Source organism: Streptomyces sp. SAS_272, assembly GCF_052543235.1.
The window spans coordinates 36,440-59,507 of the sequence record NZ_JBMNDR010000057.1 but is presented as its reverse complement, the minus strand read 5'-3'; the positions used below and the strand labels follow the sequence as shown (position 1 = coordinate 59,507).

The 23,068-nt window shown below is 72.7% G+C and carries 19 protein-coding genes; 8 read left to right on the top strand and 11 right to left on the bottom strand.

The window, feature by feature from the left end:
* Window positions 1-303: 303 nt before the first annotated feature.
* Both ACN6LD_RS28125 and ACN6LD_RS28120 read left to right on the top strand, forming a co-directional pair.
* Window positions 304-708 carry a hypothetical protein gene (locus ACN6LD_RS28125; RefSeq protein WP_445044660.1) on the top strand — a complete coding sequence of 135 codons (405 nt, stop codon included), beginning with the start codon at window positions 304-306 and terminating at the stop codon, window positions 706-708.
* 336 nt (window positions 709-1,044) lie between these two features.
* On the top strand, window positions 1,045-2,088 hold the full coding sequence (locus ACN6LD_RS28120; RefSeq protein WP_445044659.1) for an intradiol ring-cleavage dioxygenase: 1,044 nt from the start codon (window positions 1,045-1,047) through the stop codon (window positions 2,086-2,088).
* 90 nt (window positions 2,089-2,178) lie between these two features.
* On the opposite strand, the gene ACN6LD_RS28115 is transcribed toward ACN6LD_RS28120, so the two are convergent.
* Together ACN6LD_RS28115 and ACN6LD_RS28110 are read right to left on the bottom strand one after the other, a co-directional pair.
* Window positions 2,179-2,856 (bottom strand): hypothetical protein, encoded by a 678-nt coding sequence (locus tag ACN6LD_RS28115; RefSeq protein ID WP_319186726.1) that lies wholly within the window; start codon window positions 2,854-2,856, stop codon window positions 2,179-2,181.
* A gap of 34 nt (window positions 2,857-2,890) precedes the next feature.
* Window positions 2,891-3,256 carry a PH domain-containing protein gene (locus tag ACN6LD_RS28110; protein ID WP_057578027.1) on the bottom strand — a complete coding sequence of 122 codons (366 nt, stop codon included), beginning with the start codon at window positions 3,254-3,256 and terminating at the stop codon, window positions 2,891-2,893.
* Window positions 3,257-3,601: 345 nt separating this feature from the next.
* On the opposite strand from ACN6LD_RS28110, the gene ACN6LD_RS28105 reads away from it, so the two are divergent.
* Window positions 3,602-4,945 carry a pectate lyase family protein gene (locus ACN6LD_RS28105; protein ID WP_445044658.1) on the top strand — a complete coding sequence of 448 codons (1,344 nt, stop codon included), beginning with the start codon at window positions 3,602-3,604 and terminating at the stop codon, window positions 4,943-4,945.
* A gap of 140 nt (window positions 4,946-5,085) precedes the next feature.
* Here the strand turns inward: ACN6LD_RS28105 and ACN6LD_RS28100 are convergent, their stop codons facing one another.
* Both ACN6LD_RS28100 and ACN6LD_RS28095 read right to left on the bottom strand, forming a co-directional pair.
* Window positions 5,086-6,531 carry a hypothetical protein gene (locus ACN6LD_RS28100; RefSeq protein WP_445044657.1) on the bottom strand — a complete coding sequence of 482 codons (1,446 nt, stop codon included), beginning with the start codon at window positions 6,529-6,531 and terminating at the stop codon, window positions 5,086-5,088.
* An 87-nt stretch (window positions 6,532-6,618) separates the two neighbouring features.
* Window positions 6,619-7,542 carry a helix-turn-helix domain-containing protein gene (locus ACN6LD_RS28095; protein ID WP_445044656.1) on the bottom strand — a complete coding sequence of 308 codons (924 nt, stop codon included), beginning with the start codon at window positions 7,540-7,542 and terminating at the stop codon, window positions 6,619-6,621.
* Between the two features lie 517 nt (window positions 7,543-8,059).
* On the opposite strand from ACN6LD_RS28095, the gene ACN6LD_RS28090 reads away from it, so the two are divergent.
* Together ACN6LD_RS28090 and ACN6LD_RS28085 are read left to right on the top strand one after the other, a co-directional pair.
* Window positions 8,060-8,935, top strand: coding sequence for a helix-turn-helix domain-containing protein (locus tag ACN6LD_RS28090; RefSeq protein ID WP_445044655.1), 876 nt, complete (start codon window positions 8,060-8,062; stop codon window positions 8,933-8,935).
* A complete protein-coding gene (locus tag ACN6LD_RS28085; RefSeq protein ID WP_445044654.1) occupies window positions 8,932-9,141 on the top strand; it encodes a DUF397 domain-containing protein in 210 nt (69 codons plus the stop codon). Before ACN6LD_RS28090 ends, ACN6LD_RS28085 begins: the two co-directional genes overlap by 4 nt.
* 24 nt (window positions 9,142-9,165) lie before the next feature.
* On the opposite strand, the gene ACN6LD_RS28080 is transcribed toward ACN6LD_RS28085, so the two are convergent.
* The 5 genes from ACN6LD_RS28080 to ACN6LD_RS28060 form a co-directional block, all read right to left on the bottom strand.
* Entirely contained in the window at window positions 9,166-9,663 is a 498-nt protein-coding gene (locus tag ACN6LD_RS28080) for a hypothetical protein (RefSeq protein ID WP_319196031.1), read from the bottom strand.
* A 142-nt stretch (window positions 9,664-9,805) separates the two neighbouring features.
* On the bottom strand, window positions 9,806-11,536 hold the full coding sequence (gene metG / locus ACN6LD_RS28075; RefSeq protein WP_445044653.1) for a methionine--tRNA ligase: 1,731 nt from the start codon (window positions 11,534-11,536) through the stop codon (window positions 9,806-9,808).
* Between the two features lie 169 nt (window positions 11,537-11,705).
* Complete coding sequence (locus tag ACN6LD_RS28070; RefSeq protein ID WP_445044652.1) at window positions 11,706-13,712, bottom strand: VWA domain-containing protein; 2,007 nt, start codon at window positions 13,710-13,712, stop codon at window positions 11,706-11,708.
* A gap of 218 nt (window positions 13,713-13,930) precedes the next feature.
* Window positions 13,931-15,895, bottom strand: a complete 1,965-nt coding sequence (locus ACN6LD_RS28065; protein ID WP_445044651.1) for an FUSC family protein — start codon at window positions 15,893-15,895, stop codon at window positions 13,931-13,933.
* Between the two features lie 454 nt (window positions 15,896-16,349).
* Window positions 16,350-17,132, bottom strand: a complete 783-nt coding sequence (locus ACN6LD_RS28060) for an alpha/beta fold hydrolase (RefSeq protein ID WP_319187555.1) — start codon at window positions 17,130-17,132, stop codon at window positions 16,350-16,352.
* Window positions 17,133-17,250: 118 nt separating this feature from the next.
* On the opposite strand from ACN6LD_RS28060, the gene ACN6LD_RS28055 reads away from it, so the two are divergent.
* On the top strand, window positions 17,251-18,594 hold the full coding sequence (locus tag ACN6LD_RS28055) for an aminotransferase-like domain-containing protein (protein WP_445044650.1): 1,344 nt from the start codon (window positions 17,251-17,253) through the stop codon (window positions 18,592-18,594).
* A 296-nt stretch (window positions 18,595-18,890) separates the two neighbouring features.
* On the opposite strand, the gene ACN6LD_RS28050 is transcribed toward ACN6LD_RS28055, so the two are convergent.
* Complete coding sequence (locus ACN6LD_RS28050) at window positions 18,891-19,811, bottom strand: hypothetical protein (RefSeq protein WP_319187552.1); 921 nt, start codon at window positions 19,809-19,811, stop codon at window positions 18,891-18,893.
* 133 nt (window positions 19,812-19,944) lie between these two features.
* On the opposite strand from ACN6LD_RS28050, the gene ACN6LD_RS28045 reads away from it, so the two are divergent.
* Window positions 19,945-20,478 carry an SH3 domain-containing protein gene (locus ACN6LD_RS28045; protein ID WP_445044649.1) on the top strand — a complete coding sequence of 178 codons (534 nt, stop codon included), beginning with the start codon at window positions 19,945-19,947 and terminating at the stop codon, window positions 20,476-20,478.
* Between the two features lie 90 nt (window positions 20,479-20,568).
* Here ACN6LD_RS28045 and ACN6LD_RS28040 read toward each other — a convergent pair whose 3' ends face one another.
* Window positions 20,569-21,015: a hypothetical protein gene (locus ACN6LD_RS28040; protein WP_319187548.1), complete on the bottom strand. Its 447-nt coding sequence runs from the start codon at window positions 21,013-21,015 to the stop codon at window positions 20,569-20,571.
* 310 nt (window positions 21,016-21,325) lie between these two features.
* Between ACN6LD_RS28040 and ACN6LD_RS28035 the strand changes: the two genes are divergently transcribed.
* The gene (locus ACN6LD_RS28035) at window positions 21,326-23,068 is read left to right on the top strand and encodes a hypothetical protein (protein ID WP_445044648.1); all 1,743 of its coding nucleotides are present in this window, start codon (window positions 21,326-21,328) and stop codon (window positions 23,066-23,068) included.

Sequence of the window (23,068 nt, the reverse complement as noted above, 5' to 3'; positions counted from 1 at the left end):
CCCCCCCCCCCCCCCCCCCCCCCCCCCCCCCCCCCACTCCCGTGTTCCCCGGCGCCTGACCGCTCCCCGCCCGTGCTGCACAGGAGGAAGGCCGCCTGTCGGGCGAGTCCGGCGGGCCGGTCACCGACTGGACGTGTCCCGTCCGGGGTACTCGCCTCTCGGACGCTCGACCCCCGCCCCTCCTGGAAGCCTCACCGTGGCCCCACAGGAATCTCCCGGGGCGGGCACAGCGGGCCGCCGGATCATGGAGGAGAAGAGGGCAGGCCAGGGGCCGGCGACGGCCGGGACGGGAAGGAGCCGGGGATGGATTCCACGGGGTTCGCGATCACGCTGTCGGTGCTGCTGATCGTCGGCGCGGCGGTGTGCGTGGTGGCCCAGCGCCGCGACCGGCGGCGTCCCCCGTCCGGCCTGGACGCGGAGGCCGAGGCCAACCACTGGCTCGTCCGGCTGACCGGAGGCCTCGTCCCGCCGGACGTGCGGGCCTGGGCCGGGGCGGACGTGGCGGCGGAGCGCTCGCTGACGCATGCGGCGGAGTGCCACCGGGCGGCCCGGACCCGCCTCGCCACGGCCCGCACCGCGGCGGAGTACGAGGAGGCGACCCGGCTGGCGAAGGCAGGTCTTGAGCACCTCGCGACGGCGCGCGCGGGTCTGGGAACGGGCCCGGCCGCATCGGCCCCTCGCCGGGCCTCGGCGCTCGCGGCCCGGTAGGGGCCGGGCCGGGGCGCACACAGGGGGCCATATGAGCGACCAGACAGGCGGCCGCATGAACAGCCGCGCATGCGGCCGCATGGGCTGGGATGTATGCGGTCGCATGGACGGCCACGCATGCGGTCGCATGGGCTGGCATGCATGCGGGCCCATGGACGGCCACGCATGCGGTCCCATGGGCTGCCGCGGAGGCGGCCGCGTAGGGCGGGACCCGTCGGCCTCTCTGCCGTGAGCAGGCCGGAAACAGACCCTTGTGCCGTTGTCCCTTTGCCTGACCTTGCCGTTCCACAGGTGGTTCCCACGCCCCTGACAGCCCCGGTCCCTACCTTCGCGGCCATGACGGGAAACCACGAGAACAACGCGAGCAACGAGCATGTCAGCGGCGGTCCGAGCGCCGCGGCCGGACGGCAGGGGCCGCGGCACAAGCGTGATCTGACGCGCCGCAAGGTCGTCGTGGCCGGTGCCGGCGCGGCCGTAGCCGTCGGCGCCGGAGGGGCACTCGCCGCGGGCGCCTTCGCCGGTGAGAAGAAGCCCGCGAAGGGCGCCGCAAAGGCCACGGCCTCCGCCTCCGCAGGTTCCGCCGAGGCCTGCTACCTGCTCACCTCCGAGACAACCGAGGGCCCCTACTACATCGACGCCGACAAGATCCGCCGGGACATCACCGAGGACAAGGAGGGCATCCCGCTCACCCTCGCCCTGAAAGTGATCGACTCCGAGACCTGCAAACCCGTCGCCGACGCCGCCGTCGACATCTGGCACTGCGACGCCCTCGGCATCTACTCGGGCTACGAGAGCCTCTCCACCGGCGGTGGCGGCGCGCCCACCGGAGCCCCGACCGACGCCCCGACCGGCACGCCGTCCGACGCGCCCACGGGCGCTCCGACCGGTGAGCCGCCCTCCGGCGGCGGGGGTGGCGGCGGCCACGAGGAGCCGACCGACGACAAGCGTTATCTGCGCGGCACGTGGAAGACCGACCGGCAGGGCCGGGTCACCTTCAAGACGGTGTTCCCGGGCTGGTACCGGGGCCGTACCGTCCACATCCACACCAAGGTGCATGTGGACGGGACGTGGACCGACGCCGGCTACGAGGGCGGGCACGCCTGCCACACCGGGCAGTTCTTCTTCGAGGAGGCGTCCGTCCTCGCCGCTGCCGCCGTGGCCCCGTACTCCACCAGCACCACCGAACGCACCACCCTCACCGAGGACACCATCTACGACCAGAGCGGCACCCAGGGCGGTCTGCTCAAGCTCAAGTACGACAGGAAGAACATCGCGAGGGGCGTGGTCGGCTCGATCACCATGGGCGTCGAGCCGGACGCCACCCACGACAGCACGGACGCCGGCGTCCAGCCGAGCGCGTCGGCTTCGTCGGCTTCGTAGTTCTCGTAGTTCTCGTAGTTCTCGAAGTTCTCGTAGTTCTCGTGGGCCGCGTCCGGCTGACCGTCGGTCGCGCTCCAGGGGGCGTCCCGCTCACTCGTCCGGTGACGCCCCCTCCTCCAGCAGCCGTTCCGCGATGTCCGTCGACCATGCCTGGGCCCACGCCCGCAGGTCCGTGAGCTGGTCCTCGGCCAGGCCGTACGCCTCGAACGCCGAGTCCGGGAAGTGGTCGGTGCCCTCCAGACGGGTCCGCAGGGCGGGCAGGTCGAAGTCGTCCCGGGCGTGACGGCGGGCCAGTTCCTCCAGCTCCGGACGGGTGAAGCGGGCGGACGCCGCCCTCGCGTCGATCAGGTCGACGGCCAGCCCCCGGTCGTAGAGCGCCCGGATCTTCGTGCCCACCGCGTCCCCCAGCGCGAGCGCCGGCCCGTACGGGGTCGCGACGGGCGGGCTCCAGAACGTCTCCTTGTGCAGGGCCAACCGGAGGACCGTGTCCGCGTCGACGTCCGGCACGGACAGGTGCGCGGACAGCGGGTCCCTGTCCTGGAGCGTCACCCCGTGACGGCCGGCGGCGGTGAGCGCCGCGCTCAGCGACTCGGCGAGCCGGGGCATCGGCACCGCGCTCTCCGTCGCCAAGTCCACGTTGGCGTGCGGGCGTTGGATCACGCCGTGCGCCTGCAGCGCGTAACCGCCCGCCAGCGCCCAGGGGGCGCCGGGGGCGGCCGTGGCGAAGACCTCGGCGAGGAGGCGGAGGTGGGGTCGGAGAAGGTCCACCGCGTAGTCGTACCAGGCGGCCGGGGCGCGAGCGCTATTTCGCCACGAACTGCGTGAGGATCGCCTGGACTTCGTAGATGTCGACGCCCTTGGTGAAGGTCTTCTCGATCGGCATGGACGAGCCGGAGACCCAGATCTTCAGCTCGGCGTCGAGGTCGAAGGTGCCGGCGGTCTCCACGGCGAAGTGGGTGATGCTGCGGTACGGGATGGAGTGGTACTCCGTCTTCTTGCCGGTGATGCCCTGCTTGTCGACGAGGATCAGACGGCGGTCCGTGAACAGGATGGTGTCGCGGATCAGCAGGAACGCGGCCTGTACCTGCTCCCCCTGACCCAGCAGCCGCGCGTAGTCCTGCTGGGCCTGCGCGGGGTCGATGGGGTGCGCGTTGCCGAAGAGTGCCATGTGGGTCCCCCAGGTGATGTGTGACTGCGTTGTGAGCGTGCCCGTGTGTGAGCGCGTCGGTGTGTGGGCGTGCGGGTGTGTGGGCGTGCGGGTGTGTGGGCGTGCCGCCGTATCGCGCGCCCCCTGTCCGGGGGCCGGTCCGGTCCGCCGATCTGCGGTGATCCCTCCCCCGTCAGGGCCGTTCGCCCCCGATGCGCACCTTAAGGGGGTGGTGAGGGAGTCGTGAAGGCGTTTGATCGTGCGGCGTGCGGGCCTGCCGAAAAATTTTCTCGATCAGCGGCAACTCTTCACCGCACGGCGACCACTGACCGGTCGTAAGCCTGCTCCTCCCGTTAAGGATCCCCCGTGCCAGCTCCCTCCCACCGCCGGTCCCTCCGCTCGCGCCGCGTCCTCGTGATCACCGCCGCCGCCGTGGCCGCCGGCGTCGGCGCCGGTGTCGTCGTGATGAGCGCGAACGCCTCGCCCGTCGACCTGTACCACCAGACGCTCGCGGCCAAGGACGGCTGGGCCTCCTCCGGCGCGGGCACCACCGGTGGCGCCAAGGCCGACGCCGCGCACACCTTCACGGTCTCCACCCGCGCCCAGCTGGTGAAGGCGCTCGGCTCGGCGTCCGACACCGCCCCCCGGATCATCAAGGTCAAGGGCACGATCGACGCCAACACCGACGACTCGGGCAAGAAGCTGACCTGCGCGAGCTACGCGTCCGGCACGGGGTACTCGCTCGCGGCGTACCTGAAGGCGTACGACCCCTCGACCTACGGCAGGTCGAAGCTGCCCTCCGGCACGCAGGAGAAGGCCCGCGCCGCCGCCCAGACCAAGCAGGCGAAGAACATCGTCTTCAAGGTGCCCGCGAACACGAGCGTGGTCGGCGTGCCGGGCACGGCAGCGGGGATATCCGGCGGCATGCTCCAGATCCAGAACGTGGACAACGTCATCGTCCGCAATCTGAACTTCGCCGCCACCGAGGACTGCTTCCCGCAGTGGGACCCGACCGACGGCTCCACCGGCAACTGGAACTCCAACTACGACTCGGTCACCCTGCGCGGGGCCACCCACGTCTGGGCCGACCACAACACGTTCACCGACGCGCCCCACCTGGACGGCGTCAACCCGAAGTACTACGGCCGCGAGTTCCAGATCCACGACGGCTCCCTCGACATCACCAAGAGCTCCGACCTGGTGACCGTCTCGCGCAACCAGTTCACCAACCACGACAAGACCATGCTGATCGGCAGCAGCGACAGCGAGCCGGCCGGCAAGCTGCGCGTCTCGATCCACCACAACGTGTGGAAGGGCATCGTCCAGCGCGCCCCGCTGGCCCGCGTCGGCCAGGTCCACATCTACAACAACCTGTACGACGTGACGCCCCTCAACGGCTACACGACGCAGTACAGCATCAACTCCCGCGCCAAGGCGCAGGTCGTCGCCGAGAACAACTACTGGAAGCTGCCGACCGGCGGCAAGGTCGCCAAGCTCCTCAGCGGCGACGGCACCGGCGCGGTCAAGGGCTCCGGCAACCTCGTCAACGGCACGGTGACCGACGTCGTCGCCGCCTACAACGCCGCGTCCTCGAAGGACCTCAAGACGACGGTCAACTGGACCCCGACCCTGACGGCCGGCCTGGAGACGTCGGCGAAGAACCTGCCGACCTCCCTGGCGACGACGACGGGCGCGGGCGTCCTGAAGTAACGCCCCCGATACGCGCGAGGGCCGGGAGACCACGAGCCCCCGGCCCTCGCGTCCGCTCTCTCCCACTTCCAGTTCACTCGCCACAACAGCACACCCGTATGGAACCCCCCCGGCCGCGCGCTCGGCCTCGAGAGGCCCGTTCATACGGGAAGGGCACCCCAGACCTGCGCTCCGTCGCCAACGGACAGTCGGACCCGCTCCTCCGATTTGCCGCTTGCAGCGTTGTAGGACGTCAGCTCACCGGATCGGGTATCCAGCGCGAGCAGATTTGCACCGGTCCAGGCCACGGGGAGTGCCGTATCGAGGTTGGCATCGCCGAGTTCCAGACTGGGGAAGGCGCCGAGATCCTTGCAGCCGCCCTTTTCCAGGTCGAGGACAGCAAGGCGCTTTCCTTCGGCGGTCTGCTCGATCGTGGTGTACCAACGTCCACTGGAATCGAGCTCGCCAATTCCGACCGGCTGGTCCTCCAGGCATGCCGGCAGTGCAGATGACTTTCCCCTGCCGGTGTCGTATACGTTGAAGCAACTTCCCCGGGAACAGTTGTCGTCATGCCACACCACGCGCTGTCTCGCTGCATCGATGACGGTGCCGTCCTCGGTCAGCGTACGAGCCGCAGAAGTAGCGGCCGCGTTCATGATGACGATGCGTGTGGTGGAACGGCTGCCGTTGCCCGATTGTGCGGTTGAGCCCGTCGTCTGTTGGGCGAGGAGGCCCTTGGGGGTGTCAGCGACGGGCTCGTAGCCACAGGGCAGTTTGAGTATGTGATGTGACGGGCGCCCATTGGTCTCGTGTTCTGCCGCCGTGTACTTGGCCGTAACACCTTGAGCGGACCCCGTTCCCGCGCACGCTGTGGCGGCGGGCTCCTCCGTGACGGCCCAGACATGTTGCCCGTCAGAGCTCATGAACCAGTCGCTCGCCGGCGCAACGAGCGTCGCCCGCGTGGGGGTGTCCGGCGAGATGGCTACCAGGTTTCCTCGCCGAACGGCGGCGATCCTGCCGCTCGCGAGTTGACGAGGGCTGTCGAGCTGGTACGCGTCAAGCTTCTCAGTTCCCGCGGGACGTGGCCCGACGACCTTGGGCTTGGAGCCGACTTCGGGGAGCACAGCCACCTGACCGTCGAGATCCAGCACGATCCCTTGCGGCGGTGCCGTGCCTTCCGCGCCGCCACTTGCGTTGTCGCACGCCAAGAGACCGGATGCTCCCAGCACGATGGTTACGACCGCAGCTGTGACATGTGGCCGCCCGGCCCTCCGAGGCAAGCTCGTGAACCAACCCTGCGACTGTCCCATGTGCTGAACTCCCCATGTCCAATGGATCGTGACGGCCGGGGCCGGCAGATTACGCCGGCCCCAGGCCCTGCTCGCCGCACCGGGGCGAGGCCGAGCCGGAGGTGGGCGCCGACGTTCGGCGGAAAGCGTGTTGCCCCGGCCGCCGCGCGCCAGCACGCCGTGCGCCGCGAAGTGGCTGATCTCTTGCAGGCGGCGGAACGCGACGACCCCCCGAGCACGCACCTGAGGGGCGCGTGTGTCCATCAGCAGTGTGGCGTGGATGTTCTCAGGATCGAGCTTGGTGCTGACGAAACTCACACTCCCGCCGAGCCACAGCCCGGGGAGCACGTGAGGTCCCGTCGGGGTGGAGAGCATCCTCAAAGCGGAAGGGCGGGGCAGTGCGGGTCATCTTGCCGGTACGGAATCGGTGGCGTTGGGGACTGCGGAGATTCCGCCCGCTGACGCGCACGCCTGGCAGGAGCCTGGTTCGGGGCCGCGGAAGGCGTGGTCGCAGGTTTCGCAGTTGTGGAGGGGGTGTCTGACGGGCGGGGGCTGCTCGGGGGCGCGGTACGGAGGCAGGGGCGGTAGCTGGGCGGCAAGGCGGTGGGCCAGGAGGGCGGCGGGGCGGTGCAGGGGCTCGGCCGGCAGGTCGCAGGCCAGGGCGCGGCGTACGGCGGCGGGGGGCACGTCGCGTTCCAGCCAGGCGGCGACGCCGGGAGCGAGGTGCTCGGCGTCGGTGGCGGAGAGCAGGAGGCGGGGGTCTTCGCGGCGAAGGCCGGCGAGGACGTCCGTGGCGGCCTGGAGGAGGGCTGGGGAGGTGTACGCGGGCTGCGGTACGGCGGGGAGGGCGCGACGTGCGGGTTTCTGTTGCGGGGCGGCGGCTGCGCGGCGGGCCGGGGGCTCGGGGGCGGCGCCGGCCGTCGCGTTGCCGGGTCCGCCCGGCTGGTTGCAGGAGACCGTGCGGGTGACGATGCGGCCGGTCTCGGTGCGTACGCGGGTGCGGCGCAGGTAGCCGTGGGTCTCCAGCTCGCGCAGCGCGGCGGCGATACGGGTCGTGCCCTCGGGGAAACGGGCGGCGAGGGTCTTGATGTCGACGGGGGCGCCGGTGGGGACGGACTGGATGTACACGGCCAGTCCGATGGCGAGTCCCGACAGCTCCGGGTGCTGGGCGAGGTGGTTGCCGATCACCGTGAAGCGGGTGGTGTGGCGGGAGTTGTCGTGGGTGACGCCGGCGGGGTGCGTCTTCGCGTGGGCGTGCCGGGAAGGGTGGTTTTTCCCGCTGTTACGGGACTGGGAGGGCGGGGGCGCGCTAGGGTTTTGGATGTCCATCGGGAAGGTGTTGCTTCCTAGGTGGTCAGGCCCTCGCAAGGGATGCCAGTCCCTGCGGGGGCCGTCGTATGTCTGGGGGGCGTCGTGCTGTGTCGTGCTGTGTCGCGCTGAGCGTAGAGCAGGCAACCGGTACCGAATCCAGCTGAGTTGGTGATGTTCACTCGCGAGAGTGAGCATGCGCCGTGGGCGGGAGGGGTGGGGCTTGGTGGGGTCTCTTTCCCCCTCGTGTTCCTTGGAGGAGAGCGCCCGAGCCACCGGAGCCCACGTTTGCGAACTTCGGTGCACACCGCGTTGCGCGGGTGCCAGCAGGACGTCGAAGTGACGCGCCGGGGGGTGGAGTCGGGTGGAGTTTTTCTGGTTCACGTCACTGAGCGTGGCGGTGCGTGCTTACCGTGAGCAGTGACGACGTCGATGCGTAGGGTGACTGTCCGGGCCTTGTCCACTGTTGTCCGGGCTGCCGGTGCGGGGCCCACGGATACGGGCGTTGCGGCACGGCGGGACGACCGGAGGGCATGACATGTCGGTGGACGGCGAGGTACGACGACTCAGGACCGAGGCGGACGAGCCGGGGTGGGAGGTGGACCCGGACGACGAGTGGGGCGTCGCCGTCATCACCACCGTGGGGCGGCAGTTGAAGCTGCGGCGGGAGGCGGCGGGGATGCGGGCCGCCGAGTTCGCGGTGGCGGTCGGGTACGGAGAGGACCTGGTCTACAAGGTCGAGGGCGGAAAGCGGATCCCTCGCCAGGAGTACCTGGACAAGGCCGACAAGGTGTTGGCGGCGGGCGGCCTCGTCGCGGCAGCCTGGGAGGACGTGAAAAAGGTCCGGTATCCGAAAAAGGTTCGGGAACTGGGGAAACTGGAGGGCAACGCGGTTGAGATCGGTATCTACGAGTGCAACAGCATCCATGGGCTGTTGCAGACACCGGAACACGCCCGCGCTTTGATCGAGGCTGCGCAGCCGCCGTACTCCTCGGACGACGTGGAGCGCATGGTGGCTGCCCGTCTGGCTCGGCAGACCGTGTTCGAGCGCGATCCGGCGCCCTCCCTCCACTTCGTCCTGGAAGAGACACCGCTGCGCCGACCGGTTGGAGGCACAATGGCGTGGCAGCGTCAGCTTGAACATTTGCTGGGGGTGGGGCGGTTGAACCACGTCACGCTTCAGGTGATGCCGACGAATACCGATGCCCACCCAGGCGTGGACGGCAAGATCGAGTTGCTGAAGTTTCCGGACGGTACGGCCGTGGGGCGCAGTGACGGTGCGTTCAACGGCCGACCGACTGCTGAGGCCAGGGACCTGCGCATCCTTGAACTGCGGTATGGCACCATCCGGGCGCAGGCTCTCCCGCCGAGAGAGTCGCTCGCCTTCATCGAACAACTGCTGGGAGAGACATGATCCGCAAGGCCTCCACCGAGGATGCCTCTGAACTGGCCTGGTTCAAGAGCAGCTACAGCAGCGGCACGGACGGCAACTCCTGCGTTGAGATCGCCACGGCTCCCGGCACCGTCCATGTCCGTGACTCCAAGAACGTCGAAGGGCCTCGCCTGGCGCTCACGGCGGGCGCATGGGCGAACTTCGTGGCGCATGCGTCGGAGTACTGAGGAGAAACGGCTCGCGGGGGGCGGTCAGGTGTCGTAGGCGCCGTTCCAGGGGGCGGCGAAGGCGAGGCGGTCCGGGTAGAGCTCGGCCCAGGTCTCGGGTTCGCCGTCGTCGTCCTCGTCCTCGCGGATCACCAGGCCGAACAGGACGTTCTCGTAAGTGAGTCGGAACGGGCGGATGGCGATGTCCGTGTAGGAGCGGCGGGGCAGGCTGCGCAGGAGGGTGGCCAGGCGGACGCGGGCGCGGGTGAGGACCGAGTCGTCGCCGTGCGGGTCGCGCTGCTGCTCGGCCCAGGTGCCGGCGCACCAGATGTCCGAGTCGCGGTAGCGGCCCTCGGCGTCGAAGGTGTGCAGCACGGTGTAGAGGCGTTTGTGCTCTTCCCAGCCGTCGTCGAGACGGAAGCCCTGGGGGAAGGCGTATGTGACCGACGCGAGGAACTGACCGTCCGCGTACCGCCCGATGGACTCGGTGCGGTGCCTCGGTTCGTAGGCGATCGGAATGACGTCGGGGACTGGGACTGCCATGGCGGAAACCATACGGCTTGGCGAGAACATGCCGAAGAGGGGGGAAGCCGCCGTCCGTCTTTTCCTCCACGTCTTCTCCGCTGCGGCTTCTCTTCCCGACGCGGGGGGAGGGGCGCAAAACGTCCCTCCCCCGCGCGGCGTGTCACTCCTCGGTGCCGCCGAAGCGCTCCTTGTAGGCCGCCAGGTCCTCGTCCTGGAGCTTGGCGAACAGGACCGGCGGGACGGTGAACGGGGTCCCGGCGGGGACGGAGGCGAGGGCACGGGCCTCGTTCGCCGTCACCCAGGTCGCGGTGTCGTCGGCCAGGGAGAAGGCCTCACGCATGATCTTCGCCGTCGCCGGGATGAACGGCTCGGAGACCACCGCGTAGAGGTGGATCAGGTTCATCGCCGTGCGCAGGGTGAGGGCCGCGCCGTCCTTGTCCGTCTTGATCTCCAGCCAGGGGGCCTTCTCCTCGAGGTAGGAGTTGCCCGCCGACCAGAGCGCGCGTAGGGCGGCGGCCGCCTTGCGGAACTGCAGGGCCTCCATCTGCGACTCGTACTCGGCGAGCAGCTCGGCGATCTGCTCCCCGAGCCTCGTCTCCGCCTCGCCGGGCGCGTTGCCCGCCGGGACCTCGTCGCCGAAGCGCTTCTTCGAGAACGACAGGACGCGGTTGACGAAGTTGCCCAGGGTGTCGGCGAGGTCCTTGTTCACCGTGGCGGTGAAGTGCTCCCAGGTGAAGGAGGAGTCGTCCGACTCGGGGGCGTTGGCGATCAGGAAGTAGCGCCAGTAGTCGGCGGGCAGGACGTCCAGCGCCTGGTCGGTGAAGACGCCGCGCTTCTGGGACGTGGAGAACTTGCCGCCGTAGTACGTCAGCCAGTTGAAGGCCTTGACGTAGTCGACCTTCTTCCACGGCTCGCGCACGCCCAGCTCGGTGGCCGGGAACATCACCGTGTGGAACGGGACGTTGTCCTTGGCCATGAACTCCGTGTAGCGGACCGGGTTCTCGCCGGCGTCGGCCTCGTACCACCACGACTTCCAGTCGCGGGTCTCACCGGCGGGGGCCGCGTCCGACCACTCCTTCGTCGCGGCGATGTACTCGATCGGGGCGTCGAACCAGACGTAGAAGACCTTGCCCTCGGCGGCCAGCTCCGGCCATGTGTCGGCCGGGACCGGCACGCCCCAGTCCAGGTCGCGGGTGATGGCGCGGTCGTGCAGGCCCTCGGTCAGCCACTTGCGGGCGATGGAGGAGGCCAGCTGCGGCCAGTCGGCCTCGTGGCGGGAGACCCACTCCTCGACCTCGTGCTGCAGCTTGGACTGGAGGAGGAACAGGTGCTTCGTCTCACGGACCTCGAGGTCGGTGGAGCCGGAGATCGCCGAGCGCGGGTCGATCAGGTCCGTCGGGTCCAGGACGCGGGTGCAGTTCTCGCACTGGTCGCCGCGCGCCTTGTCGTAGCCGCAGTGCGGGCAGGTGCCCTCGACGTAGCGGTCCGGGAGGAAGCGGCCGTCGGCCGGGCTGTACACCTGGCGGATGGCGCGCTCTTCGATGAAGCCGTTCTCGTTGAGGCGGCGGGCGAAGTGCTGGGTGATCTCGACGTTCTGCGGGGAGGAGCTGCGGCCGAAGTAGTCGAAGGCCAGCGCGAAGCCGTCGTAGACGGCCTTCTGGGCGTCGTGCGCCTGCGCGCAGAAGTCGGCGACCGGGAGGCCCTGCTCCTTGGCGGCCAGCTCGGCGGGGGTGCCGTGCTCGTCCGTCGCGCAGATGTAGAGGACGTCGTGGCCGCGCTGGCGGAGGTACCGGGCGTACACGTCCGCCGGGAGCATGGACCCCACCATGTTGCCCAGGTGCTTGATTCCGTTGATGTACGGAAGGGCGCTGGTGATGAGGTGTCGAGCCATCGGAGGCTGCTCCCAGTCGGTCGTTCTTCGGCGGTCCTCTTATGGGCCTTGAACTTGAAATCGTAGCCGACACGGGTGGGCCGCCCGCCTCCCGTTTTACGGGGTGGGAGGCGGGCGGCCGGGGGCACGGGCGGGGCGACGGCCCCGGTCGGGCGGGCCGTCGGGCGGGTCAGGGGCGCCAGGTGGCGAGGACGCCCTCGTACAGCTCGGCGTCCGTCAGCTCGCGCGGGGTCGGGCCCGCGTGGAAGAAGGACGTGTTCGGGGTCTTCAGCTTGCGGAGGTAGTCGAAGGCCTTGTTGTCGTGCTCGCCGAACGCGACGAAGGAGAAGAAGACGGCCGGGTGGTTCTCCGCGGCGTCCGTGAGGGACTGGGTCGCCGGGGTCTTCGCGTCCGGGGCGCCGTCCGTCTGGAAGACCACCAGGGCGGGGGCGCCCGGGGCTTCCTTCCCGTGGCGGGCGAGGACTTCCTCCACGGCCGCGTGGTAGCTGGTACGGCCCATGCGGCCGAGGCCGGCGTGCAGCTCGTCGATCTTGTTCTCGTGCTCGGCGAGGGTCAGCTCGCCGGTGCCGTCGAGCTCCGTGGAGAAGAAGACCACGGGGACCGTGGCCGCCGGGTCCAGGTGGGCGGCGAGGGCGAGGGTCTGCTCCGCGAGGGCCTGGGCGGAGCCGTCCTTGTAGTACGCGCGCATGCTCGCGGAGCGGTCGAGCACGAGGTAGACCTTCGCCCGGGCGTCGGCGAGGCCGACGTTCCCGAGGGCGGTGGCGGCGGCGGTGTACGCGGTCCGGAGGGTTGCGGGGACCGCGGCGGCGCCGGCCTTGGCCTCGCCTTCGGCCTCGGCCTCGGCCTCGGCGTTGTCGTTCTCATCCGCACCACCCGTGCGGGTCTCGTCGGCGGGTGCGGGTGACTCCTGCGGGGCGTCCTCGCCGTCGGCGGCCGCGGGCTCGGCGTCGGGCGCCGCTGCCGCTGCGGCGGGTTCGGGGGCGGACTCGGCGTCCGTCTCCGTCTCGGTCTCGGTCTCCGATGCTGCGTCCGTCTCCGGGGCGGTGTCCGCCGTCGGCTCCTCGACGGGCGCGACCTCGGCCGCCGGCTCCGTGTCGGCCTGCTCCGCTGCCTCCGGCTCCGGCTCGGCGGGGGCCTCGGCGGCGGGGGCCTCGACGGCGGTCTTGTCCGCCTGCGGCTCCTCATCGGCCTTCGGCTCGGCCGGGATCTCGGCCGCCGGCTCGTCGGTCGACACCTCGGCTTCCTCGGTCACGTTCTCCGCCGGAGTCTCGGGCGAGAGCTCCTCGGCCTCCGCCGGAGTCTCGGGCGCGTCCTCGGCGGTCGGCGTCGTCTGCTCGGGCTCCGTGGCGGGTGCGGCCGGTGCGACTGCGGTGTCCTGCGCCTCGGCCTCGGTCTCGGTCTCGGCCTCGGTCTCGGCCTCGGTCTTCGGGTCGGCCTCGGCCGCGGGCTCGGGTTCCGCGGCGGTGTCCGCCGAAGGCTCCTCGGTGGCGGCGTCCGCCTCAGCCGCGTCCGGGGCTTCTTCCGCTGCCGCCTGCGGCTCGGCCTCGACGTTCGCCTCGGCGTCCGCCGTCGGCTCCGCCGGGGCTTCGGCCTCGGCGTTCACATCGGCGCCGGTCTCGGCCTGGGCGTCGGGCTCGGGCTTCGCGTCGGCGTCCGTCGCGGGCTCGGGCTTCGCGTCGGTCGCGGCGCCGGTCCCGGTCTCGTTCTCGGCAGACACGTCCGTCGTGTCGCCGGTCTCCGTCTCCGCAGACGCCTCGGTCGCGCTCTCGGCTTCGGGCTTCGCTTCGGCGGCGGGCGCGGTCTCGGTCGCCGTTCCGGTGTCCGTGGACGCCTCCGGCTCGGGGGCGGCCTCCGGGGCGGTGTTCTCCTCGGACCTCGTCGGCTTGGGAACCGAGACGTTGTCGAAGGCCGCCGCTACCAGGTCGTGTTCGTTCGGGGACTCCGTGCGAGGTTCCGGGACCTGGGCCGTCGGAGTGGGCCCGGGAGAGGGAGAGGGAGAGGGGGACGGGGAGGGGAGTGTCGTTTCCTGCGCCCGCGTCGGTGTCGACGTCGGCGCGGACGGCTCCGCGGCGGCGGTCTGTTCCTGCGAAGGAACCTGTTCCGCACCCTCTGCCTCGGCCGTGGTCCCCTTGCGGGACCTGCCGAATGCATTCCGCAGGAGAGTGAGAATGCCCATTTGCGCAACCCTTCGCATGAGTTGTAGCCGTCAATCCCTGGCCAGGACGGACACGTAAGGTTAGCGGCCCCTGGCGGTGATCTTGGGCAGGGGTGAGTGTGCGGAATGCGGGTGTGTCAACACCGCCTCGAAAGCCCGCCGTGCCGCCGTGCCGCCGTCCGCCGTCCGCCGTGCCGCCGTCCGCCGTGCGGCCGTGCCGCCGTGCCGCCGTGCCGCCGTCACACCGTGGGGGAGGTGATGGCCCGTGCCGCCGCGATCTCCTGGCGCAGCGGCTGCAGGACGCTGTCCGGCGATCCCGTGAGGTCGGTACGGACGGGATACAGGACCTCCGTGTCCCGCAGGCCCTCCGCCAGCTCGTCCAGCTGCAGCGTGACCTGGGCGACCTCCTGCGCCGACGGCGGTGCGGCCCCGTGCTTCACGCGGACCCGGGCCGCGGTCGTCGCGTCCACGATCCGCTCCACCGCCACGACCAGCGGCCACCAGGCGGCCGCCCGGTGCCCGGTCGGCGGCGGCTCGGTCAGCGCGCGTTGGAACTCCGTGCGGACGACCGACAGGTCGCGGTAGAGGCGGCGGCGCATACGGGCGCGGGCGGCGGGCTCGACGTCCGGCCCGAAGGCCGCGTCCGCGTACCGGGCGGTGTCGGCGACCGCGTCGGCCAGCTTGGCGCCGACCCTGGTGTGCCAGCTCTCCGGCCAGAGCAGATAGCCGGCGACGAGCGCGATGCCGCAGCCGATCAGGGAGTCCGCCAGGCGGGGCAGCAGCAGGGCGGCGCCCTGGTGGTTGAGGGTGTCCGACAGGAGCAGGATCACCGGGGTGATCGCGGCGGTCTGGTAGCCGTAGCCGCGAGGGGTGAGCGCCGGGATGAGCGGGGCGAGCACGAGCATCACCGGCACGTCCCACCACCCCCTCGGCACCTGTGAGAGCACGGCTGCCGCGACCACCAGTCCGGCCACCGTGCCCAGCGCCCGCAGCAGCGCCCGGGAGAACACCGAGCCGAAGTCGGGCTTCAGGACGAAGGTGATGGTGAGGGCGACCCAGTAGGAGCGGGCCACCGGGACCGTGGAGACGAGGACCTGGGCCAGCCCGATGCACAGGGCGAGACGCAGGCCGTAGCGCCAGGACGCGGCGGACAGGGCGACGTCCCGGGCGGCGCGGCCGGCCCGTGCCCGCAGCCCCGCCGGGCGGCCGAGCCGGTCGTCCGCCGCGCCGGCACCGGGGCCGCCGGGTTCGGCGTCAGGGGCGGCGACGACCTCGGCGGCGTGCCGCAGGGCGTGGTCGACGGCGCGCGAGGTCTCCGAGTCGGGGGCGGGCAGCCCGAGGTCTATCGGTCCGGTGAAGCCGGTCTCGACGGCCCGCGCGAGGTGCAGCAGCGCCGCGGGGACCTCCGGGGGCAGCGGGCGGCCGGCCAGATGGGCTGCGGGAGCCGCCTCCACGACCGGGGTGACGGCGTTCAACTGGGCCACCAGCCGGGTCAGTTCGGGGCTGCGGCCGTGGTGGCGGGTGCGGCGGGCCAGGATGAGGTCGTACGACTGGTTCAGCGACTGGGTGACGGTGTGCCGGGCGTCCTCGTAGGCGTCCGGGACGTCGCTTCCGCAGGCCGCCAGCAGGTCGGCGACCGTGCGGTAGGCGGCGGCGACCGCGCTGCGCTCGGGGACCCCGGAGCGCAGCGGCCAGGCCAGCAGGGCGAGGAGGAGCACGAGCAGTCCGCCGCCGGTCATCAGCAGGGGCGCCAGCCACCAGGGGCCGGGCATGGGCAGCCCGGCCCCGACGACGCAGTTGAGCAGGAGCAGCAGTCCGGACACGGACGCCACGGCCCCGATCGTCGAGATCATCCCGGAGACCAGGGCGACGCCGGTGACGGTCGCCACCGCGGGCCATCCGAGCCCGTACACGGCGGATCCCAGGGTCACGCCGACCGCGCCGAACAGTTGCGGGATCGCGATGTTCAGGATGCGCATGCGGTAGGCGTCGGCGGTGTCGCCGATGACTCCGGAGAGGGCGCCCATGGAGGCGAGCGCGCCGTAGGACGGTTGTCCCACGGCGAGGCCGATCGCCAGCGGCAGCGTCATCGCGAGCGCGGCGCGGGCGACGGCGGGCCGGTTGAGGGGGGCCGCCCGCTGCGGCTGGAGGTTCCGCACCAGCCAGTCGGGAGGGGTGAGGCCGATGGGGAACTCGCGGGACATGCGCTCATTATGAGCGCGCAGGTGACGGCGGGGATCGGGCGCGGAGGTGACGGCGGAGGACCGGCTCGGGGGCGCCGCCGGAGGTCGGGCGGGGTTGGCGCCGACGGGGGTCGGGCGCGGAGGTGACGGCGGAGGACCGGCTCGGGGGCGCCGGCGGAGGTCGGGCGGGGTTGGCGCCGGCGGAGGTCGGGGGCGCAGGTGACGGCGGGGGTCGGGCGCGCAGGTGACGGTGGCGGTCGGCGCGCAGGCGAGGGCGGACCGGCGCGCAGGCCATGGCGGAGGTCGGGCGCGCAGGCGAGGGCGGACCGGCGCGCAGGCCATGGCGGAGGTCGGGCGCTCAGGCGCGGGCGGGAGGACGAGCGCGCAGGCTACGGCGGAGGACCGGCTCGGGGGCGATGGCGGAGGACCGGCTCTCAGGAGACGGCGGAGGACCGGCTCGGAGGAGACGGCGGGGCTACGGCTCCACAGCCGCCAGGAACCGTGCCAGGACCTCGTTGAACTCCGTCGGCCGTTCCAGGTTCGGCAGGTGGGCGGCGCCCCGGACGACGTGCAGCACGGAGTGCGGGAGCAGGGCGTGCATCGCCTCCGCGTCCGACACCGGCGTGTACGCGTCGTCCTCGCCGACCACGACCAGGGCGGGGACGGCGACGCGGGTCAGCAGGGGCCGGTAGTCGGGACGTTCGGCCCGGCCGCGCAGGGCCGCGGCGGCGCCCTCCGGGTCGGTGGACGTCATCATGCGGTGGACGTGCGCCTTGACCTCGGGGTGCGCGGTGGGGGCGACCATCTTCTCGAGCACCTCGTCGGCGTAGCCGCGCATGCCCTCGGCGAGCAGACGGTCCGCCATCTCGTTGCGCGCCGTCCGGCCGCCGGGGGTCTCCGGGGCGGGGGAGGTGTCGGCGAGGACCAGGCCGCGGACGCGGTCGCCGAAGCGGGCGCAGCACTCCATCGCGATCTGGCCTCCCATCGACAGACCGGCCAGGACGAACGCCTCCGCCTTCAGGTCGTCGAGCAGTTCCGCGAGGTCCTCGGCGAAGCGGGAGAGCAGGGTGACGCCGGGGACCACCGGGGACGCGCCGTAGCCGCGCAGGTCAGGGGCGATCACCCGGCGGGTGGCGGAGAACGCCTCGATCTGCGGGGCCCACATGGTCCGGTCGAAGGGGTGGCCGTGGACGAGGACGAGGGGGAGCGCCTGAGGCGTATCCGCTCCTTTGTCCTCGTATGCGAGGAAGGGTGCCATGCGGCGACGGTAGGGCGGTCTCGCTGCTCGGTGCAATAAGATCTTTGCTCTCGGTGCAATGAGGCCGATGGCGTCGCCGGCGTCGCACGTCGCACTCTCGTGGAAGGTCCGTGTTCCGATGGCCGACTTCCGGTCGATCGCCGACCGCATCGCCGACGACATCGCCACCGGACGGCTGCGTCCCGGCCAAAGGCTGCCGCCGCAGCGGTGGTTCGCCCGACGGCACCGCATCGCGCCGTCGACGGCCGGGCGGGTGTACGGCGAACTCGTCCGGCGCGGGCTGGTGGTGGGCGAGGTGGGGCGGGGCACCTTCGTGCGGGCCGCGCCGCCCACCGCGCAGGGGCGGGCGCTGGTCGAGTCGGCCACCGCCGCACCCGTCAACCTGGAGCTCAACTACCCTTCGGCGCCAGGGCAGTCGGAGCTGCTGGCCCCGGGGCTCGCGCCGCTGCTGCGGCCCGACGTGCTGACCGAGGCGCTCCGTCCGGGCGCCGCCGACGGCACGCCGGCCGCCCGCGAGGCCGCCGCCCGGCTGCTCGCCGTCCCCGGCTGGCGGCCGGAGCCCGACCGGTTCCTCTTCACCGGCAACGCCCGCCAGGCCATCGCCGCCGCGCTCGCCTCGCTCGTCCGGCCGGGCGGCCGGGTCGGGGTGGAGGAGCTGACGTATCCGCTGGTCAAGGAGATCGCCGCGCGGCTGGGCGTGGTGCTCGTGCCGCTCGCCGGCGACGCGGAAGGCGTGCGGCCCGACGCGATCGCCGCCGCCCACCGTGCGGCCCCCCTCTCCGCGCTCTACCTCCAGCCGACGCTCCACAATCCGACGTCCTTGACCACGGGCGACGGCCGCAGGCGGGAAATCGGGCTGCTCGCGGTCGGGTCGGGGCTGCCCGTCGTCGAGGACCGCATCTGGTCGTTTCTGCATCCGGACGCCGTGCCGCTCGCCGTCCACGCCCCCGGTCTGGTCCATGTGGTGGACGGGCTGTCCAAACGGGTCGCGCCGGGACTTGCCGTCGGCTTCCTCGTCGTGCCGGAGCACCGGATCCGGGAGGCGGCGGCCGCGGTGCGGTCCGGCGGGTGGAGCGCGGGGCGGTTCGCCGTGGAGGCGGCCGTGCGGTGGACGCAGGAGGGTGTGGTGCGGCGGCTCGTCGAGGGGAAGCGGGCGGACGCCGCACGTCGGCAGGCGATCCTCGCCGACACCCTCGACGGGTTCGCCGTCCGCACCGATCCGCGCGCCTACTACGCCTGGTGGGAGCTGCCCGCGCCGTGGCGGGCGGACGCCTTCACGGCCGCGGCGGCAGCCCACGGCATCGCCGTCACTCCCGGCGCCGCGTTCGCCGTGGACCCGCACCGCACCCCGGACGCCGTCCGGCTCGGACTCGCGTCCGCGACGGAAGGGGAACTCGCGCGGGCGCTGCGGGTGCTGGCCGGCGTCGCGGCGGGCGGACCCGCGGCGAACGGCGTGGGCTGAGCCGGCCCGGGCCCGCCGCGGACGCGTTCACCTCGTCGGGGGCGGTCCGATCGCCGCCTCGGGCCCTGTCCGCCTCGGGCCCTGTCGCCTCGGGGCACGCCGTCCCTGAGCCGCGTCGCGTCGCGTCGCCCGGAGCCTCGTCGCGTCGCCACTGAGCCACGTCGCCCCGAGGCGCGTCGCGTTGACCGGCGTCGCGTCGCGTCGCGTCGCCCGGAGCCTCGTCGCGCCTGCTGCCGGCCGGCCGCCCGTCGTCCCCTGCGCCGCCCTCCGGTCGGGGACCGTCGCGCCCCGGACGGTCAGGCCCTGACGTGTGTCGGCTCCGCAGGGGGTGCCGGGGCCGGCGTCGCGGCGGGGGCCGCGGGGCGTCGCCGGTGTCGCAGGAGGCGGGCCAGGGGGGAGCCGGGGCGGCTGAGCCAGGTCGCCGCGGCCACCGTCAGGCCCAGCGCCAGCAGCAGCCAGGAGGCCGTGCGCAGGGTGGCGGTGAGGGCGTCGTAGACCGCGCCGGCGGCGGGGCGGTGAGCCTCGTCCGGGAGGTCGTCGAGGGTCAGGCGGCGGCCGAGGGCGACCGCGAGGCCCAGGAACGCGCCGCCGAGCGCGGTGCCGAGGGCGGTCGCCGTGATGGCCCGGCGGCGGCAGGCCGCCACCGCGATGCCCGCCACGCCGAACACGACGGCCGCCAGAGGCAGCCAGAAGCCTGCGACGTCCAGCACGTGGTAGCCCTTCCGGAGTGCGGCCAGGTCGTCGGACGGAAGCAGCGCCACCTGCGTGTGCTCGATGGGGATGCGTGCGGCGAACGGCACGTGATCCACCGTCAGCTGCTGCTTGAGGGGCGTGGTGACGGTCGCCAGGTCCACCGTGACGGGACGTCCGTCGCGGCCGGCGCTGTCGTCCTGGAGCGCCTGCATGACCGCGGTGTGCGCCGCCTCGTTGCCCGCGTCCCACGCGGTGCGGTAGGCGCGGGTCGCGGTGAACGAGCGGAACGCGTCCCGCAGGAAGAGCGGGTTCATCCCGGCTTCGCGCGCCATTCCGTCGCCCACCGTGTCGGCGACGGCGTCCCGGACGTCGGGGTCGGAGGCGAGCGGCGCCATCGCGGTGACGTAACTGCGCGTGTCGGTGAGGCCGTACGCGGCCCAGGCCGCGAGCGCGCCGAACGGCACGAGCAGGCAGCACAGGGCGATGAGGGCGGCCGAGAGAGCGGTCCGCAGGCTTCGGGACACGCCTCCAGGCAACGGGCCCGGGGCGGGGAGCGCGAGCCCATGACGGCCGTACGGGTGGCGTCCCGGTCACGCCCTCCGGTGGAGGGTTCCCCCGAACGGGTGTTTCCTGGTTCTGGGGAGAAGGAGGCCGATCATGCGCACCAGTGTGGCCCTGCGGACCCTGGCCGCGGCCCTGCTCGCCGGCGGCTCCCTGGCCGCCGCGACGAGCGGCGCCACCGCCGTGCCGGCCCCGTCCACCGGCGAAGGCGGCGACGATCCGGTCCGGGGCGCCGTCGTCTCCCGTACCGAGCTGAACGTGCGACAGGAACCCACGACCCACGCGCCGGTCGTGGCGGCGCTCGCGCCCGGCGGCCATGACCTGGTGCAGTGCATGGTCAAGGGCCAGAGCGTGAACGGCAACCCGGACTGGTACTGGCTCTACGGCGCCCAGGGCTGGGCGAGCGCCGCCTTCGTGGACGTCGGCCGCGCACCCGTGCCCGCCTGCGCCGACCCGTGCCCGCGCTGGAAGGACGGCGACTGGACGAACTGGGACGACCCGTTCACCGACAGCTCGTTCGCCGTGTCGGGCTCCGGGTCGTTCAGCTTCTCCGGCGCCTGGAGCTTCACCGTCTCCGGGACGTCAGAAGCCTCGTCGGACGGCTGGGAGTGGGTTCCGGCCGGCCGGTGAGTGGAGGGATGAGGGAAGACCCGGGCCCCGGCGGAACATCGCCGGGGCCCGGGTGCGGATGCGTCCCTCCTGGCGGAGAGGCGGTCCCTCCTAGCGGATGCGGTGTCCGTCCACGTCCTCACGTGTGTAGAAGCGGAAGAACAGCGCCGCGAAGGTGGACGCCGCGACCGCCAGCGCCCAGCCGGTCGACCGCAGCACGCTCGCGCCGGTCTCGCTGTACAGGAAGCCGAAGGCGCAGCCGGCGAACACCGCCCACAGCAGGGCGTGCAGTTCGCGCCGCATCCGCGGGGCGAGGGCGTGCACACCCGTCCAGAGCGCCGCGAACGCGAACGCGCTCACGAAGCCGAGCAGGAGGTTCCAGCCGGTGATGGGGCCTCCGGCGCGGTTGTTGGCCGCGACCCAGTAGCCGTAGACGAGGCCCAGTGCCACGGCCGTCGTCCACTCCGCGGCCCGGTGGGTCCGTTCGCTGAAGACGTCGGGGGTACGGGTCGGTGCCGACCGGGTCCGTACGCCTGACGCGGGTGCCGCATGAGCCATGAGAGGACTCCTCTCTCCTCGCCCCTGCCTTCCAGAGCACACCTGGGCGGGAGCGGTGGCAAGTCGGATGCCCGGAATTCCTGCGACGGGTCCGCGACGGGCCTGCGACGGGCCTGCGACGGGCCGGGCGCAGGACCGTGGACCGGGACGTGGACCGGGACGTGGACCGGGACGGCCCCGCCGGTCCGCGGCGGGGCGACGAAGGCCCCGTAAGGGGAGGTTTGCAGTCCTGAGGCTCCCCTTTGCAGCAGCAGCGGTTACGGTGCTGAGGTACGTGATCGACAGGGGAGGGGACATGCGGGAGGGGACCATGCCCGGAACCGTGCTGCTGCTCGCGGCCTCGCCCAGGGGCAAGGGGTGCCTGGTCGACGCGGCCTCCGTGCTTCCCGTGCTGGCGGCCGTGCCGCCTCCCGTGCTGGCCGGCGCCGACACCGCGAACGTCGTCGAGCTCGCCGATCCGCTGGAGCCGCAGGCCGTGCTCACCAGGCTGCGGGCCGCCGCGGCCGCGCCCGGCCCGCTGACCCTCTTCGTCGCGGGGCAGCTGCAACTCGACCGGCGGCAGCGACTGCCGCACCTGGCGCTGGCCCGGACGACGCCCTCCACCGTGCGCTATACGGGCTTTCCCTGGCACTGGTTCCGGGAGGAGCTGCGGCTGCGGGCGGCCGGGTCCACGACGGCCGTGCTCGATCTGCGCGCGGACCCGGAGACCTGGCAGTGGCTGCGCGGCAACCCGCTGGACTGCGGGCCCGCGACCGCCGTCTACGGGCGGATCGCGCCGCCGCCGGGCCGACGGGAGGTCGCCGCGCCGACGTACATGAAGGCGGTCGCGACGATACTGCGCAGCGGGGGCCGTCCGGCGATCGAGCGGCTGCACCAGGCGGCGCTGACCCGGATCGCCGGGGACGGTGAGGTCGGCGACCTGGTGCTCTCCGGCCCAGCCACGCCGGTCGCCCCGGTCGTCCCGGTCTGGCCCACGTCCGTCGTGGCGCCGTCGGCCGCCGCAGTCCCCGCCGCCGGCGTTCCCGCCCGGCCCACGTTCTCCGTCGCACCGCCGGCCCCCGCCGCAGTTCCCGCAGTCGCAGAAGCCCCCGAAGGGTCTGGTGTACCTGACGGTTCCGTCGTGCCCGTCGTGCCCGTCTTGCCCGCCTCGCCTGTCGTACCGGCGGTTTCCGTCATAGCCGTCGGCTCTCCTGTGCCCGCTGCCTCCGTCGTCCCGGTCGTGCCCGGCGCCCCGGGTCTGCCCGTCGGCTCTGCCGCGCCGGTCGTCTCCGCATCCGGCAGACCGGCCGACGCGGCCGTGCCCGCCGCTTCCGTGTCCGCCGCTTCCGTGTCCGGGGCGGACTCCGTCCTCGTGGTGCCCGCAGCCCCGGCGGCGCCGGCCGCCTCCGACTCCGCAGGACCGGCCACGTCCGCGGAGTCGACCGTCGCCGGGCGGGCCGCCGCCCCGGCACCGATCGCCCCCGCGGCTCCGGCCGTACCTCCTCCTGCAGCCGCCCCCGCGGCCCCCGCGGTACCTTCCGCCACCGTCGCGCAGGTCGGGGCCCCCGGCCCCGCCGTGCGGCCCCGGGTGCCCGGGCCGGCGTCGGCCAGGGACGGGGCGCCCCGGGCCGGGCGGGAGAGGCGTGGCCTCGATCCGCACGAGGCCATCTCCACCGCCGTCCGGTCCGGACGCCACGCCGACGCCGACGTTCTCGCCGCAGGGCTGGAGCAGGCCGCGGCCGCGTCGTACGGGCCCGGGTCCGAGGAGGCGTTGCACTGGGCCGAGGTGCGGGCGGACCTGGCGATGTTCGCGGGGGACGCCGAGCGCAGCTGCCGTACCTGGATGACGGTCGCCTTCGCGCGGCTGGAGGCGGGGCAGCCGGTCGACGCGCCCGCCGTGGAGGCGGCGGCCGACCGGGCGCATCACCAGTGGGGGCGGATCCCCGACGTGACGCGGGCCCGGGCGCTCGGACAGGCGATCACGGAGTTGCGGGCCCGGGTGCCGGGCCGGCGCGAGGGCGCGCTGGACCACGTCCAGCGGCAGTTGCGGCAGCTGCAGACGACCCGGGGTTGA